Raw genomic sequence first — 15,191 nt, 5'->3', positions numbered from 1 at the left:
GAGTGTGGTTGCTTTTCATTATAGGTCATATGGGACTTTTTGTATATACTCAAAAAGGCTCCATAATCTCTACAGTGGATTTACCCACTACAGAAATTATAGAGCCTGAAAACCAGTATCAAGGCCGACTGGGTCCATGTGACTACTTCGTCAGAGACGGAATTAGATATTTTTTATGAGAAGGCAGATGAAAGCTTGCTGACCTTGGAAGACTTGGTACAAGACAAGGAAAGTTTTCGTGCTACACTAAAAACAATCCTAGTTTCAGCTAAAAATGAGGCTGAAATTCAAGTTCAAAAAGATATTTTAGAAATGTTTGAGAGTGATGATTGGTCTGCTATTCCCTTTGCTTACACTGAAAAATCTCTGATATTGGAGAAAGCTGTCATTTCAATTTCTGCATTTGTAGATAGTCTAAATCCCTACTATTTTTCAGAACAACCCCTTGCAGATTTGCGTTTATCAGAAGAATCGCGCCAGGCTTTAGAAGATTCGGTAGATAAGACAATTATCACCTATCCTTGAATAAACGGTGGGAGTGGGAAAGTCGTCATGGATGTCTTTCCCAGCTTCTTTATATTTTTGTTTAACATATTAAACATTTTTGTGGATTTGAAAAATATTTTTTGTTATACTTGTGTTATGAAAACATCAACACTTGGAAAGTTACTAGAATTACCAAATTTTCACCACTTCTACACCGTTCCAATTAGAGAAAATACGGAGTCTTCTGGAAATTATATAATTGTTTTTGAACAGGACAAGCAACCTGTATTTGTTGATTTGAAAAATGAGACTGGTCACACTCGTGAGGTACGCTTTGCCAGTCATTTTGACAGCGCCGGTCTTCTGGTCGGATTAGGAGCCATTCCTATCAATTATTGGTCTACCTGCCAGATTCTTGGTGTGAAGAAAAATAATAATCGACGAGGACTTAGTCTATCTAGTCTGATGGATGGTTATGGACGTCTACCTATTTTTAAGGAAATGGCAGAGCGTTATAGAGCGCGTGGACAATCAACCATTTATGACCCCTACCGTTATTCGTATACTATTGATGAAAAGAAGGTTATTAAGGATAATCAATTAACCCTTATTCCAAAGAAAGAATACGAAAAGATAAAAGATTTCCATCCTTTTTTGCAAACAAAGCATGGAAATGTTTATGCAGTTCCTTGTTTCTATCAAGACAGAAAACGAAATCAGATTACTAAAATCTATATTATGGGCTGGTACTTTTATGAGAAGCAATTAAAAATATCTTGGAAACCTTCTCACTCTCGTAAAAGCCGCTGGCGTTCTTCTCTTGTTTCAGTTGATAAATTATCAGACCGCTTCTTCTTTCAAGGAGAATTGTATAAAAAAGGAACCTATCCAGTGTTCCTGGAAGATCTCACAATAAAAAATAAGGCCTACCAACATCGCCTGGATAGGGAGTTTGCAGCCTTTTTAAGTATTATTGAAGAACAAAAACGGAGAGCACAGCTCCGTGTTAAGTAGAAAATGGTTAGGTTGGTAAATTACCGACCTAACCATTCTTACGATTATCTTTTAGTTTTACAACGACTCGAAACTGGCGATCAGGATGATTTTCTGTATTGGACATCTGAATACGTGCTTCTAGAATATCGCCGTGTCCAAAATAGATTAAGCGACTGATTAGTGAGTTTTTATCCGATGGGATATATCCTAACTTTGTGCCCTGATAAAAGATTGCTACAGCTTCTGAGTCATGTGGGTTTGAAGGCTCTCCGACTAGCTGAACAGGTGTTCCTGGCTTGAGTTGGTCGATTACATCTAGTCCATCATAGTAGGCAAAGGCTGCCAAATGAAAATCTTGAACATTGCGTGTTGGTTCAAATGATGTGAATGTCATGTCTAACCTCCTAGAGAATCATTATGGTTGATAAACAATTTGATAATCTGCATTGATAATAACACCGTTTTGGTAAATAGTGTAACGGGCATTATCATCGCCTTCCAAAATATTATAAGGAATAGATTCGGTGCGCGTGTAGTTACCTTCAATGACGCGCCAGTTGTTTTCGCCTAAAATTGAGTTGGCATAATCAATCGTTTTTGGTCCACTATCCAACTGGACGCCTGTTTCAGTATTTTTTAATGGGTCTATACCGCTAGTAGCTGAATTGGTCAAGCGATAATAGACATCTACCACGTCTGCTGTTGTTTCTTGGCTTATTACAATCATTCTATCGCGCGTAGAGTCAGTAGTGTCTGTCTCAGTTGTATTTGCTTGTGTTCCTTTGGGAATCATTAATAGTGTTACATCGCCAATCGTTGCGTCTACATAGCCTGTTTCAAAAATTCCGTCAGTTATTTTTCCGCGGCCAAGTAAGGATTGGCTATCTGCTACTAATCCTTTGCTATTGAAGACTAGTGAATTTCCTTGGCTATTTTGCCAGGTGCCTAGTATACTATCGTAATTGCCTTGCATTAGAGCATCTATATCCATAGAACTAAGAGAAATCTCACGTTGGATTGTTGATGACGTGCTTGTATTGGCATTAGAAACCTGGGTATCAGCAGTTGAAGTACTTGCGGAACTGCCCTTCTTTTCAGTTTGACAGGCAGAAAGCGACATGATAGTGAGCAAGCCAAGAGCGAGTGCTAAATATTTTCTTTTCATTCTAGCTATCTCCCCTCTAATCTCTATGAATAGTAAAGCCAGTTGCCTGTTTGGTTGCCATAATGGTCATATCAGAAATCTGCACATGTGCAGGTTGATTTGCAACAAATAGAGTACAGCTGGCAATATCATTTGCTTGAAGAGCATCAATTCCTTGATAGACTGTCGCTGCTCTCTCTTTATCTCCATGAAAACGGACTTGGCTAAAATCAGTCTCAACGATACCGGGTTGTAACGTAGTTACCTTGATATTTTTATCAATCGTGTCAATACGGATCCCGTCTGAAAGCACCTTGACAGCTGATTTGGTTGCAGCATAGACAGCAGCTCCTGCATAGGCGTAAATACCGGCCGTTGATCCAATATTGATAATATGACCCTCATTATTTTCAACCATTTGTGGCAATAACTGACGTGTCACAGTTAGTAATCCTTTAATATTGGTATCAATCATTGTCATCATGTCAGTCAAATCATAGTCTTGGAATTTATCCAATCCCAATGCCAGGCCAGCATTGTTTACCAAAATATGAATTTGTCCAACTTCTTCTAAGATTTTTTGACAATTTACAATCGTTTGTTCCATATTCGTAATATCAAATGAATGAACTGATACCTGAACATGGTATTGCTTTTCAATATCTTGCTTAATTTCTTCTAGTTTGTCCAATCTTCGTCCTGTAATGATGATATTATCACCATTAGCAGCAAACACATAAGCGATTGCTTTGCCAATGCCACTACTTGCACCTGTAATCAATACATTTCGTTTCATCACTCTGTCTCCTATTCTCTTTATTATACTACAATTTTACCTAGTTTGTAAAAATGCTGTAGTTAAAAACTCATCAGATTTCCGATGAGTTTGATAGGTATTAAAATAAATTAATGAGGCGCATCAGGTGCATATTAAAACGAACCTGTCTAGCATAGTAGATATTTCCACCATTTACATATAACTTCCCACCATTTAGCAAAGCCAAGGGATGAAAATAGGTATATGTTTCTTCTGTAGTATTCCCTAAGCTTGGTGCTACTACTGTTCTGGAGTATTCTTTAGCTAAAGAGAGTGTATGTTCTCCACCATGCTCGGCAATATAGTCGATGTAGGCTGGACCGAAATTATATGCCTGAACTGCTGTCCAAACCTCTACTCCTTTTTCTTCAGCCAACCGTAGGTTTTCTGTCAGGTAGATAATTCCTTGCCTGATACTCTCTCTACTATCGGTGATAGTGTTAGCATAGCCAGTAGCGGACTCACTTGATTGCATGACATCTGCTTCTTGTCCCTTGGTTTCTGTGTAAATCATTGCTAGGACTAGTTCTTCATTAGCTGGTGTGTCGTTTTCAGCCAATACTTCTTGTACCATAGTTTGATAGGTCATCACTTGCTTGACTGCACTGTAGGTTTGATAGAATTTGTAACCGAGAAAAATCAGCAAAAGAAGTATCAGCGTACGTATCAGTTTTTTCATTTACTTGCTCTTTATGTCTTCAATATTTTTGATAAGAATAGAATAGGTCCCGTTGTCATTTTGAATAAACTCAACCGATTCTGCATCCTCATAGATTGCATTTGGCACAATCAACTCAATTCCGTTTGATAAAGATAGCTTCTGATTTTCAAATTTCTTAAGTTGACGGCTACTATCAATTTCATCGAAGGAAATCTTATCAGGTATGACCTCTTTCAGTTGATCGACGAAATTTAAACGAGCGGTCAGGTTGTTATCGAATAACTGATCAGCCAATTTTTCGGGTGAAAGCTCATTATCTTCTTCCAAATTGTTGAAAATAGCTGACTTGACTTTCGATTGAAATTGAAAATCGCCTTGATGGAAATTGTCAGCAATCTTCTGTGCAGTTTGCTCTACTGTTTTGATTGATTTTTTTGCAGAAATAGCTGGTGTAACTTGCAGAAGATTATCTGAGAAATAATTGAGGAAGGTTCCATTGTGTTTGATTCTTTTCTCAATCAAATGATACTTCCGCGTTTGAAGATTGACAATCAAGGCTTCATCAGGTGCTGAACCTGCTCCAGGTAAATTATTCTGGGTGATTTTTAAAGGACTTCCGCTTTCCAGACCAACGTGGGCGAGATTTTCACGCAGTGAGATTCTCAAAAAGGCAAAATGTTCAACACCATTTCGTTCAAACTCTATGAAAATGAGGTCATTGGTTTTTAAATTCTCAGAAATTGAAAATTCTTCTTTCCATAGATTAGCAATCTTGACAGAGTTGGTCAGTAGGTCACCATCTAAATAGTCAAGAAAAGGATTATCGGGGTTAAATTGTCCTGTTTTTGCTTCATCAGAAAAGACACGTTCAATCTTTTTACGCAAATATTCTTCTATTTTTGGGCTAACAGTCAAAAGCTGGTCGGAAAGGACCAGCTCTGTATCATCAGGACTAAATTGATGTATGATGGCTTTTTTTACAAATATATCCATTATAAACCTTCGTAAAGTGGGAATTGATCTGTCAAAGCATGCACTTCTTGACGGACTTCCTCAAGAGCTTTTTCATTTTCTGCATTTTCAAGTGCTTTGATAGTTAGTTGTGCAACCTTGCGAGCTTCCTCTACTCCAAAACCGCGAGCAGTAATGGCCGCAGAGCCAATACGGATACCGCTTGTTTTGAATGGTGAGAGTTTTTCGTAAGGAATTGAGTTTTTATTGAGAGTAATATTTACTTCATCCAAGAGATGCTGAGCAACTTTACCATTTTCAACAACTTTGGTCACGTCAACGAGGAAGAGATGGTTGTCTGTTCCTCCTGTGATGACTTTAAAGTTAGGGTTTGCAAGGAAGACTTCGGCCATGGCCTTGCTGTTCTCAATCACTTTCTGAGCATAGTCTTTGAAAGCTGGGTCCAAAACTTCTTTGAAAGATACGGCTTTTGCAGCAATGACATGCTCTAATGGACCACCTTGGATGCCTGGGAAGATGGCTGAGTTGATTTTCTTGATGAGCTCTTCATCATTGGTCAAAATTAAACCACCACGTGGCCCACGAAGAGTTTTATGAGTCGTAGTTGTTGTAATATGGGCATGTGGCACTGGGTTCGGATGAAGACCTGCTGCTACAAGACCAGCAATATGAGCCATATCCACCATCAGTTTGGCACCCACTGCATCTGCAATTTCGCGGAATTTAGCAAAGTCAATTGTACGTGCATAGGCTGAAGCACCTGCTACAATCAATTTTGGCTGTACTTCTTTTGCTTGTTTTAAAATTGCATCGTAATCAAGCAAGCCAGTTTCTTCGTCAACATTGTAAGCTACAAAGTTGTAAGTTTGTCCTGAGAAGCTAACTGATGCACCGTGAGTCAAGTGACCACCTGCAGCTAAGTCCATCCCCATAACAGTGTCTCCTGGCTCAATCAAGGCCATGTAGGCAGCACAATTGGCCTGGCTTCCTGAGTGTGGCTGAACGTTAGCAAATTTCGCACCGAATATTTCTTTAGCACGTTCAATAGCTAAACTTTCAACTACGTCAACGCATTCCGTACCGCCATAGTAACGACGACCTGGGTAACCTTCTGCGTATTTATTGGTCAAAATAGAACCTTGGGCTGCCATAACAGCTTTAGAAACAACGTTTTCAGACGCAATCAATTCGATATTATTTTGTTGGCGTTTTTCTTCAGCTTGGATAGCTTCCCAAACTTCTTTATCAAATTCTTTGTAGTTAACTTTGTCAAAAATCATATACGGTACTCCTTTGTATTGGGCTAAATGTGCTTGATAAAACGCTTCTGCATTTTATCGGAGTGATAGCCATTCTTTTCGTAGAAAAGATGGGCTTGGAGACGACTTTCAGCAGAATTGAGGCGAATAAAATGGTAGCCCTCTTTCTGTGCAATTTGCTCAACGGCTTTCAGCAGGCTTGCTCCAATCCCTTGTCCTTGATGACCAGGCAAAACAGCTAGTCCGAGAATATTGAGGCCTGTATCCGAATAGAGACTTTCATAGACTTGTGCGTGAATGTAGCCTTGCACTGCGCCACTTATGTCATCTATATAGACCAACAAGATATGCCCCAATGTACTCGTGCATCTAAAAAATTGTCGCTCAGTTTGTTCCAATGAACAATCATACCCTAAGGATTGAGCATTGATTTCTCGGATGACTACCAAGTCACTTTTCTCAATGGGACGAATCATAAAACCACCTCAAATTCTATTTCGGGAATGGCTTTCTGAATCTCTTCGCGGCTGATAGCACCTTGGCGCAAAATCCGCGCTTTCTGTCCAGAAAGGTCCAAAATCGTTGAATCAATGCCTGTCAGAGCTTGGTCATCCTCAATGCCAGGCAAATCAACTGAAAATTGTGCCTGGATGTCCGAAAACTTCTTGCCGCTTTCGTTTCCTGAAATATTGGCGGAAGGTCCAATAAGTGGGCCAGTCTCTGAAATCAAACGTAAGGTTTGTTCGTGATTGGGAAGACGAAATCCAACAGTATCCAGTCCAGAATTAACCCAAAAAGGAACGTTTTCGTTCGCTTTCAGGATAATCGTTAGTGGTCCTGGCATAAATCTATTATACAATTTCTCCAGAAAAAATGGTGTATTTTGACTGAAAAAATAAATATCGTTCAGATTTGAGACATTTAAGTTCATCGCCTTGTCCCTCGGACGCTGTTTCAACTGATAGACACGATTGACTGCATCTTCATTCAAGGCTTGGGCAAAAAGCCCATAGACTGTTTCAGTTGGAAGGATAACAGCACCACCATTTTCAAGAATTGTTCGGAGTTTATCCATTGTCATCCGCTATGACCTTTCTATCCTGTCCAAATTGGTCTTTGAGGACTCTAATTCGCTTTTTGGGGAAATGCAGAGCGAGTAAGTCAGTTAGGTATTGCCCTTGCTTGTAGCCAATTTCAAAGTAGAGTTTTCCATTTTCCTTCAAAAATGCCCCTGCTTGCTCCGCAATTTGTCTATAAATAGCCATGCCATCTTCTTCCGCAAATAAGGCAAGATGAGGCTCAGAAGTCAATACATTGAGTCCAACTTCATCTGTGTCATCTGGTGAGATATAGGGCGGATTAGAAACAATGATGTCAAATTGCCCTGTCACAGCTTGCAAGACATCCGATTCTAGAAAGTGAACAGAGACTTGGTTGGTTCTTGCATTTTCCTGAGCCACTGCTAGGGCATCCTTTGAAATGTCAACCGCTACCACTTCCCAATCAGGTCTAGCTTTTGCAAGGGAAATAGCTATGGCACCGCTTCCTGTACCGATGTCTAAGATACGCAAACCTGCTCCGCTATTTTCCTGCAAAATCAAATCAACTAATTCTTCCGTTTCAGGTCTTGGAATCAAGACTCGCTCATCCACCGCAAACTCCAAGCCATGAAAATTAGCCTTTCCGATAATGTACTGGGCAGGTCGGTGCTGGGAAAGTTGTTGAAAAATCGCATCAATCTCTTTTTTGTCAGTCGGTGTAACTTCCTGACGCAGCAGGAGGAGAAATTCCGTAAAGTTCAATCCCTTTAAGCCACGAAAGGTGAAGGACAGGGACTCTGCCTCTTCACCAATTGCGACTAATTGTTCTTCGTATGCTGCAAATAATTGAGCGTAATTCATTATTTGTTAAGCTCTTCTAGTTTTTGCGTTTGATCGTAGAGAACAAGGGCATCTACGACTTCGTCCATCTTACCTGACAAGATAGTATCCAGCTTTTGCAAGGTTAAGCCGATACGGTGGTCTGTCACACGGTTTTGTGGGAAGTTGTATGTACGGATGCGCTCTGAACGATCACCTGTACCGATAGTTGATTTACGCTCAGCATCCTGCTCATCTTGGGCAATCTGTGCAAAGTGATCCGCAACACGGGCACGGATAATCTTCATGGCCTTTTCACGGTTTTTCTGCTGTGTCCGTTCTTCCTGCATTTCTACCTTGATATTGGTTGGCAAGTGAACGATACGCACGGCAGTCGCAACCTTGTTGACGTTCTGACCACCGGCACCAGATGCGTGGTAAATATCGACACGAAGATCTTTTGGATCAATGTCGTATTCCACTTCTTCAACTTCTGGCATGATGAGGACAGTTGCTGTCGAGGTGTGGACACGACCTTGGCTTTCTGTCACAGGGACACGTTGGACACGGTGGGCTCCTGATTCATACTTGAGTTTTGAATAAACGGATTGACCAGAGACCATGGCAACCACTTCCTTGATACCGCCGACACCGTTATATGAAGCCTCCATAACCTCAAAACGCCAGCCTTGACCTTCTGCATACTTTTGATACATGGTCAAAAGGTCTCCAGCAAAGAGGGCAGCTTCATCACCTCCTGCGGCACCACGGATTTCCAAGATGATGTTTTTATCATCATTAGGGTCTTTTGGTAAAAGAAGGATTTTCAGCTTTTCTTCGTAAGCTTCTTTATCAGCCTTAGCTTGTTTGAGTTCTTCCTTAGCCATTTCCTCCAAGTCAGCATCACCAGAAGATTCTTTAATCATCTCTTCTGCATCGACAATGTTTTGAAGTACAGTCTTATATTCGCGGTAGGCTGTTACTGTATCACGAGTTGCAGCTTCTTCCTTAGACAACTCCATAAAACGCTTGGTATCGCTGACTACGTCAGGGTCAGACAACAATTCACCAAGTTCCTCGTAGCGGTCTTCCACCGCCTGTAATTGATCATAGATGTTCATAAGATTAAGATACAAAGCCCGTTAAGCAAGCACAGTCAAAATAGGAATTTTGACCAAGTGTTACAAACACTTGGAGAAATTATCTTTTTGACTGTGCTTGTAGGGCGTGTTCAATTCCTTTCTGTAATATGTAGGTCATGAAACAGGCACAGTTCGTAGCCCGAATTCAGTTCCTTTCGTAAGATACAAAGCCCGTTAAGAAAGCAAGAGACAAATAGGAGACTGATGCAGTGTGTTTACACACAAAACAGTCTATCTTTTTTCCGTAGCTTTTAGGGCGTGTTCAATTCCTTTCCAAGATAGTAAGGCCGTTAAGTGACTCAAAGGAAATTAGGAATTCTGACGTAGAGACTTCGGTTTCTAGGAAGAATTATCTATTTCCACAGAGTCGTAGGCATATTCAGTTCCTCTCTGTAATATAGTGAACATGAAACAGGCACAGTTCGTAGCCCGTATTCAGTCATTTTCTAAGCAAGGTAATATTACCTACCGCTTATTCCTTCAAATGGAATGCATACCAGTCTAAATTACTTAAATCAACAGTCCTAGAAGCATCTAAACCGGACAACGCAACAGGATCGTCACCTGGAATTCGAACATCTATCTCTTGTTCTTTCAAGATATCCGTAGAGCCATTTGCTAAATAATAAGTCGTAGCAGTTCCATATCCGGTACCTGGTGACCAAGTCGTAAATAAAATTGCTCCATCATCAAATAAGTTATAGCTACCTCTATAAGTACCTTGATAGGAATAGAGCTGAAATAATCGCAAATCCGATTCTTCTCCCGATTTTTGAAAGTCTTCATCCTTATGAAGGAATGTTGCAAGATAAACACTTCCATCCGTTTGCAAGGATCCGATAAGAATTTCTTCAATGCCATCATTATTTATATCATAAAAAGCATATTCAGAATACCTAATTCTAGGTTCTGGATACTCACTCTCACTAGGGAAAGTATCGTTTTCATAAGCAGTAATAAAATCATCAAATATTTCTGCACCTGTGGCAACAGTTGATTCCTCAGAAGATGAGAAAGTAGTTGTTTTATCCACATCATTAGAAGACGAATTGTTATTTTCTTTTGATGAAGAAGAGTCAACTGGGCTTAATTGAGAATTGCTTTCCTTATTCAAAGCACTACAAGCTGATAGCAAGGTGGTAGTAAGCAAAAAGAACAAAAGTTTCTTTTTCATCTCATTCCTCCTACAATTCTGGTGAAAAATAGTGTCTGCGGCAGACAGGAATGTAGGTCTCGTTGCCACCGATTTGGATCTGTTCACCTTCATAGGTTGGTTTTCCGTCTTGTGTCCGTAGCACCATAGTCGCCTTTTTAGAACAATACTGGCAAATTGTCTTGATTTCATCCAGCTTATCAGCCAAAAGCAACAAGTGTTTGGAGCCTTCAAAGAGCTCATTGCGGAAATCATTTTTTAGACCAAAGGCCATAACTGGAACATCCAATTCATCTACCACTCGTGCCAAGTCATAGACATGGTGGCGTCGAAGGAATTGAGCTTCATCAATTAGAACACAATAGGGAAGAGGCTTCATTCTCTCAATAAATCCAAAAATATCCATTTCATCATCAATAGCCACCGCTTCCCGACGCATGCCGATGCGGCTAGATACAACACCGAAAGCATCTCGCGTATCCAGGGCAGAGGTCATAATCACAACTGGCTTGCCTTGCTCTTCGTAGTTATGGGCAACTTTAAGAATTTCAATGGTTTTTCCTGAATTCATCGTCCCATATTTATAATATAATTGAGCCACTTTTCTCTTTCCAATCTTAAAATTTCACTCCTTTCATTCTATCATAAATTGACCATTTAGGAAATAGAAAAACAAGCCCGTTTTGAGCTTGTTTGATATTAAGGTCATGGTAAAGAGAGAAATTCTCCAATACATCGGAAAATGATTTTAGCTGCCATTGGTTTCCACTTGTATAGCATGACACATCCATAGATTAAGCTGAAGAAGGAGAATGAGATCAATAATGGGCCTTGCCATATACTTTGGGCAAAAACAGTTGCCACTAGATACAAAAATAATCCAGTGAGTAGGAACGATAAAATCATACGGTATTTATAGGTCATGAGTAATCCCTCCTTATAAGAGTAGTATAGCATGCAATGTAAACGTTGTTAATGTTTTTTTACTCGCACCCAACTCCATCTCCATCACGGTCTAAATGACTACCGTAACCTGGTTCTCCACGATAGATCGGTGCAGCTCCTGCTTGTCTAACTGCCTTACAATTTGGATAATATGTGCTTTGAGATGGTGTAGCAGCAAATTGCTGAACTTGGCTTTGTGCTTCTGCTTCTGCTACTTTTTGCGCTTCGGCGGCGAGACGTTCTTCCTCCTCTTTACGTGCTTTCTCAGTAATAGCTTTTTCAGCATTCCAATATTTGATAATGACTTTGCTATCTTTTTTGATGACCTTATCGTTCATCTCGTTAAAAGATTTTCCATCAATCTCGACCGCGATGATTTGTCCGTTTTTAGCAATTTCATTTGTCTCTGTTGCTACTTCAGATACTTGAGAAAAACCACCGTCGGTAAACAATTTTTTAGTATCTGTAGCTGTTTTCGTTGAAATGGATGATGGTAGTTCAGCGAAGCTAGAGAAATCGTAGTAGGTAATCACAATTGGGGTTGATTTTTTGCTGATAATCTCCTGTTTGGTGGGCAATTGAAGCTCTGCGCCACCTAGATTAATTTTTTGAATTTTTTCGTGCTTTGCTTTATCCTTGTCTGCAACAGCAGTCCACTTGATGTCTGTAAATCCTGCTGTTTTTAGTTGTTTTTCGAGCTCTGGTTTTGTTTTAGCCTCTGCTAGATTTTCTGGTAGTTTGATGTTATCTTTGCTAACGTCAAAATAGGTTAATGTGACAGGGAGACTAGTAGAGTAAAAATGATTGGATTGATAGGTGTGATTTCCGATTTGAAGGCGATCAATTTTATCTTTTTTGTCCGCATTGCCTTCTTCTACTAGCAGAACAGGAGTTAGTTCGATTTGCATAAAACCTGAATCTTTCAGCTCTTTCTCGACATCTGCTAAATTTTTAGAAGCTGGTAGGTTGAATTCAACGGCATCTTTTTTGGGAACATGGTAGGAGATTGTAATTGGGATGTTTTTTAAAGCACGTCCTTCCTTCCAATCTTCTCCGTCAATAGAGACGAGTTCGACAAGATTGCTTTCACCTATTTTTCCAAATTCTAAATCAGTGATTTCCACCCCCTGAATATTTTTAAAACCTGCTTCCTGAAGATGTTTTACGACTGTTACATACTGTTGTCCATAAAGGTCATCTTTTTTCGGAAGCTCAGCAGTCATTAATTGTGAACCGATAAATGTTGTAAGTAGGACGCCACCAGTTATTCCTGCTGTTTTCCGATTAAGAAACTTTCTAGATTTTTTAATTGACGTTTCGCTAACTATCTGAGTTGCTTTTTTCTTAAACATAAATCATTCTCCTTATTGTTTATTGCGATATTATTATAACAAAATATAAATATATTTTGCAATATATTATGAAAATATCCTTGGAGAATCATAAAAACTATGGTACAATAAACGAAAAATAAAGGAGGAAATATATGCCATTTGTACGTATTGATTTGTTTGAAGGACGCACAGAAGAACAAAAGATTGCCTTAGCACGTGAAGTTACCGAAGTTGTATCTCGTAATACTAATGCGCCCAAAGAAGCCATTCATGTCTTCATCAATGATATGCCTGAAGGGACCTACTACCCACAAGGTGAAATGAAACGTAAATAAGAGAAAACACTCTTGCAATAAAATGCAGGAGTGTTTCTTTGTATCAAGTTTATTTCTTATCGTCTTCATCCATGCTGAGAACGCTGAGGAAGGCTTCTTGTGGAACTTCGACAGAGCCGATGGCTTTCATCCGTTTTTTACCAGCTTTTTGTTTTTCTAGGAGTTTGCGTTTACGGGAAACGTCACCACCATAACACTTGGCCAAAACGTTCTTCCGAAGAGCCTTGATGTCGCTACGGGCAACAATTTTCTGACCGATAGCAGCTTGGATTGGCACCTCAAACTGTTGACGCGGAATGATTTTCTTGAGTTTGTCCACGATAATTTTCCCACGTTCATAGGCAAATTCCTTGTGGACGATAAAGCTGAGAGCATCGACCTTATCGCCATTGAGGAGAATATCCATTTTCACCAACTTGGATGAACGGTATTCAGAAATCTCATAGTCGAAGCTGGCATAACCACGAGTGGATGACTTAAGCTTATCAAAGAAGTCAAAAACAATCTCCGCAAGTGGAATTTGGTAGATGACATTGACACGATTATCATCGATGTAATCCATAGTCACAAAGTCACCGCGTTTGCGTTGGGCCAATTCCATGACTGCACCGACGTATTCCTGTGGTACCATGATTTGTGCCTTAACGTAAGGCTCTTCGATAGTGGCGATCTTGGTTGGGTCTGGGAATTCGGATGGGTTGGCTACATCAATCATTTCACCGTCCGTCATATTGACATGGTAAACCACCGACGGTGCTGTCATGATGAGGTCAATGTTAAACTCACGCTCAATCCGTTCTTGGATAACATCCATGTGCAGGAGACCTAAGAAGCCACAGCGGAAACCAAATCCGAGTGCCTGTGATGTTTCAGGTTCAAACTGCAAGCTGGCATCGTTTAGCTGGAGTTTTTCCAAGGCTTCACGAAGGTCATTGTACTTATTGGAATCAATCGGATAGATACCTGCAAAGACCATTGGGTTCATCTGCTTGTAGCCCGCTAGTGGCTCGCTGGCAGGATTTTCTGCCAAGGTCACTGTATCACCGACACGGGTGTCGGCAACTGTCTTGATAGAGGCTGCAATGTAACCTACATCACCAGTCGCCAAGTAATCACGACCGATTGCTTTTGGTGTGAAGATACCAACTTCCGTCACATCAAAGGTCTTGCCATTGCTCATCATCTGAATAGTATCGCCAGGTTTTACCACACCGTTGACAATACGAACTTGCAGGATAACGCCTCGATACGGATCGTAAACCGAGTCAAAAATCAAGGCTTGCAATGGAGCTTCGACATCACCAGTCGGTGCTGGAACTTTCTCTACGATTTGCTCCAAGATTTCCTCGATACCAATACCCGCCTTAGCTGATGTTGGTACTGCTTCTGAGGCATCCAAACCAATCACATCTTCGATTTCCTGACGAACACGTTCAGGGTCTGCTGCTGGTAGGTCAATCTTGTTGATGATTGGCAAGATTTCCAAGTCATTGTCCAAGGCCAGATAAACGTTAGCCAAGGTTTGTGCTTCAATCCCTTGAGCCGCATCCACCACCAAGATTGCTCCTTCACAAGCTGCAAGAGAACGAGATACTTCATAGGTAAAGTCCACGTGTCCTGGCGTGTCAATCAAGTGGAAAATGTAGGTTTCACCATCTTTAGCCTTGTAGTTCAACTGAACAGCATTTAACTTGATGGTAATCCCACGCTCACGCTCCAAGTCCATGCTGTCCAGCAACTGGGCCTGCATTTCTCGGCTAGAAACTGTTTCTGTTTTTTCAAGAATGCGGTCAGCCAAGGTTGATTTTCCATGGTCAATATGGGCAATAATAGAGAAGTTCCGAATCTTCTCCTGTCGTTTTTTCAAATCTTCTAAATTCATGTTTCTTCCTCTACAAGGGTATTACTCCTCATTATATCAGATTTAGTGATAATTTTCCATAAGAAAAACACCTAGAAAACTAGGTGTCTGCTCTGCTATTTTGGCTCTATAATTTCTGTAGTGGGTAAATCCACCATGGAAATTATGGAGCCTTTTTGAGTATAGAAAAAAGTCCCATATGACCTATAATGAAAAGTGTTCAACCA

Annotated in this window: 17 protein-coding genes; 3 read left to right on the top strand and 14 right to left on the bottom strand. The window is 40.3% G+C overall.

Going from position 1 to position 15,191, the window contains the following annotated elements; translation table 11 throughout:
* Positions 1–138: 138 nt before the first annotated feature.
* Positions 139–525 (top strand): polysaccharide deacetylase family protein, encoded by a 387-nt coding sequence (locus tag NOL38_RS09805; RefSeq protein WP_277942037.1) that lies wholly within the window; start codon positions 139–141, stop codon positions 523–525.
* Positions 526–552: 27 nt separating this feature from the next.
* Positions 553–1,500: a hypothetical protein gene (locus NOL38_RS09800; protein ID WP_341829399.1), complete on the top strand. Its 948-nt coding sequence runs from the start codon at positions 553–555 to the stop codon at positions 1,498–1,500.
* Positions 1,501–1,528: 28 nt separating this feature from the next.
* Here NOL38_RS09800 and NOL38_RS09795 read toward each other — a convergent pair whose 3' ends face one another.
* From NOL38_RS09795 to NOL38_RS09735, 13 genes are all read right to left on the bottom strand, one after another.
* Positions 1,529–1,876 (bottom strand): HIRAN domain-containing protein, encoded by a 348-nt coding sequence (locus NOL38_RS09795; RefSeq protein ID WP_024378649.1) that lies wholly within the window; start codon positions 1,874–1,876, stop codon positions 1,529–1,531.
* Between the two features lie 21 nt (positions 1,877–1,897).
* On the bottom strand, positions 1,898–2,647 hold the full coding sequence (locus NOL38_RS09790; protein ID WP_012775625.1) for a DUF6287 domain-containing protein: 750 nt from the start codon (positions 2,645–2,647) through the stop codon (positions 1,898–1,900).
* 16 nt (positions 2,648–2,663) lie between these two features.
* Positions 2,664–3,422, bottom strand: coding sequence for an SDR family NAD(P)-dependent oxidoreductase (locus NOL38_RS09785; RefSeq protein WP_024385703.1), 759 nt, complete (start codon positions 3,420–3,422; stop codon positions 2,664–2,666).
* A gap of 100 nt (positions 3,423–3,522) precedes the next feature.
* Positions 3,523–4,122, bottom strand: a complete 600-nt coding sequence (locus NOL38_RS09780) for a lysozyme family protein (protein WP_002934990.1) — start codon at positions 4,120–4,122, stop codon at positions 3,523–3,525.
* Positions 4,123–5,097, bottom strand: coding sequence for a nucleoid-associated protein (locus tag NOL38_RS09775; protein WP_277942036.1), 975 nt, complete (start codon positions 5,095–5,097; stop codon positions 4,123–4,125).
* Positions 5,097–6,356, bottom strand: coding sequence for a serine hydroxymethyltransferase (gene glyA, locus NOL38_RS09770; protein WP_277942035.1), 1,260 nt, complete (start codon positions 6,354–6,356; stop codon positions 5,097–5,099). Before glyA ends, NOL38_RS09775 begins: the two co-directional genes overlap by 1 nt.
* A 23-nt stretch (positions 6,357–6,379) precedes the next feature.
* Positions 6,380–6,811: a GNAT family N-acetyltransferase gene (locus NOL38_RS09765; protein ID WP_024408913.1), complete on the bottom strand. Its 432-nt coding sequence runs from the start codon at positions 6,809–6,811 to the stop codon at positions 6,380–6,382.
* Complete coding sequence (locus tag NOL38_RS09760) at positions 6,808–7,410, bottom strand: L-threonylcarbamoyladenylate synthase (protein ID WP_002934986.1); 603 nt, start codon at positions 7,408–7,410, stop codon at positions 6,808–6,810. The genes NOL38_RS09765 and NOL38_RS09760 overlap by 4 nt, the downstream gene beginning before the upstream one ends.
* On the bottom strand, positions 7,403–8,236 hold the full coding sequence (gene prmC / locus NOL38_RS09755) for a peptide chain release factor N(5)-glutamine methyltransferase (RefSeq protein ID WP_277942034.1): 834 nt from the start codon (positions 8,234–8,236) through the stop codon (positions 7,403–7,405). Before prmC ends, NOL38_RS09760 begins: the two co-directional genes overlap by 8 nt.
* Positions 8,236–9,315, bottom strand: a complete 1,080-nt coding sequence (gene prfA / locus NOL38_RS09750; protein WP_015646857.1) for a peptide chain release factor 1 — start codon at positions 9,313–9,315, stop codon at positions 8,236–8,238. The genes prmC and prfA overlap by 1 nt, the downstream gene beginning before the upstream one ends.
* Before the next feature lie 493 nt (positions 9,316–9,808).
* Positions 9,809–10,510: a hypothetical protein gene (locus NOL38_RS09745; protein ID WP_277942033.1), complete on the bottom strand. Its 702-nt coding sequence runs from the start codon at positions 10,508–10,510 to the stop codon at positions 9,809–9,811.
* A gap of 10 nt (positions 10,511–10,520) precedes the next feature.
* Complete coding sequence (locus NOL38_RS09740; RefSeq protein WP_277942032.1) at positions 10,521–11,090, bottom strand: thymidine kinase; 570 nt, start codon at positions 11,088–11,090, stop codon at positions 10,521–10,523.
* Positions 11,091–11,472: 382 nt separating this feature from the next.
* A complete protein-coding gene (locus NOL38_RS09735) occupies positions 11,473–12,786 on the bottom strand; it encodes an excalibur calcium-binding domain-containing protein (RefSeq protein ID WP_277942031.1) in 1,314 nt (437 codons plus the stop codon).
* 134 nt (positions 12,787–12,920) lie between these two features.
* Between NOL38_RS09735 and NOL38_RS09730 the strand changes: the two genes are divergently transcribed.
* Positions 12,921–13,103, top strand: coding sequence for a 4-oxalocrotonate tautomerase (locus NOL38_RS09730; RefSeq protein ID WP_002934978.1), 183 nt, complete (start codon positions 12,921–12,923; stop codon positions 13,101–13,103).
* 49 nt (positions 13,104–13,152) lie between these two features.
* Here the strand turns inward: NOL38_RS09730 and lepA are convergent, their stop codons facing one another.
* On the bottom strand, positions 13,153–14,985 hold the full coding sequence (gene lepA / locus NOL38_RS09725) for a translation elongation factor 4 (protein WP_024418277.1): 1,833 nt from the start codon (positions 14,983–14,985) through the stop codon (positions 13,153–13,155).
* Between the last annotated feature and the right edge of the window lie 206 nt (positions 14,986–15,191).

Source organism: Streptococcus suis (assembly GCF_029616525.1).
In the GTDB taxonomy this organism is placed as follows: Bacteria; Bacillota; Bacilli; order Lactobacillales; family Streptococcaceae; genus Streptococcus; species Streptococcus suis_AF.
The sequence above is the reverse complement of the archived record's forward strand: the minus strand, read 5'-3'. Positions and strand labels throughout refer to the sequence as shown.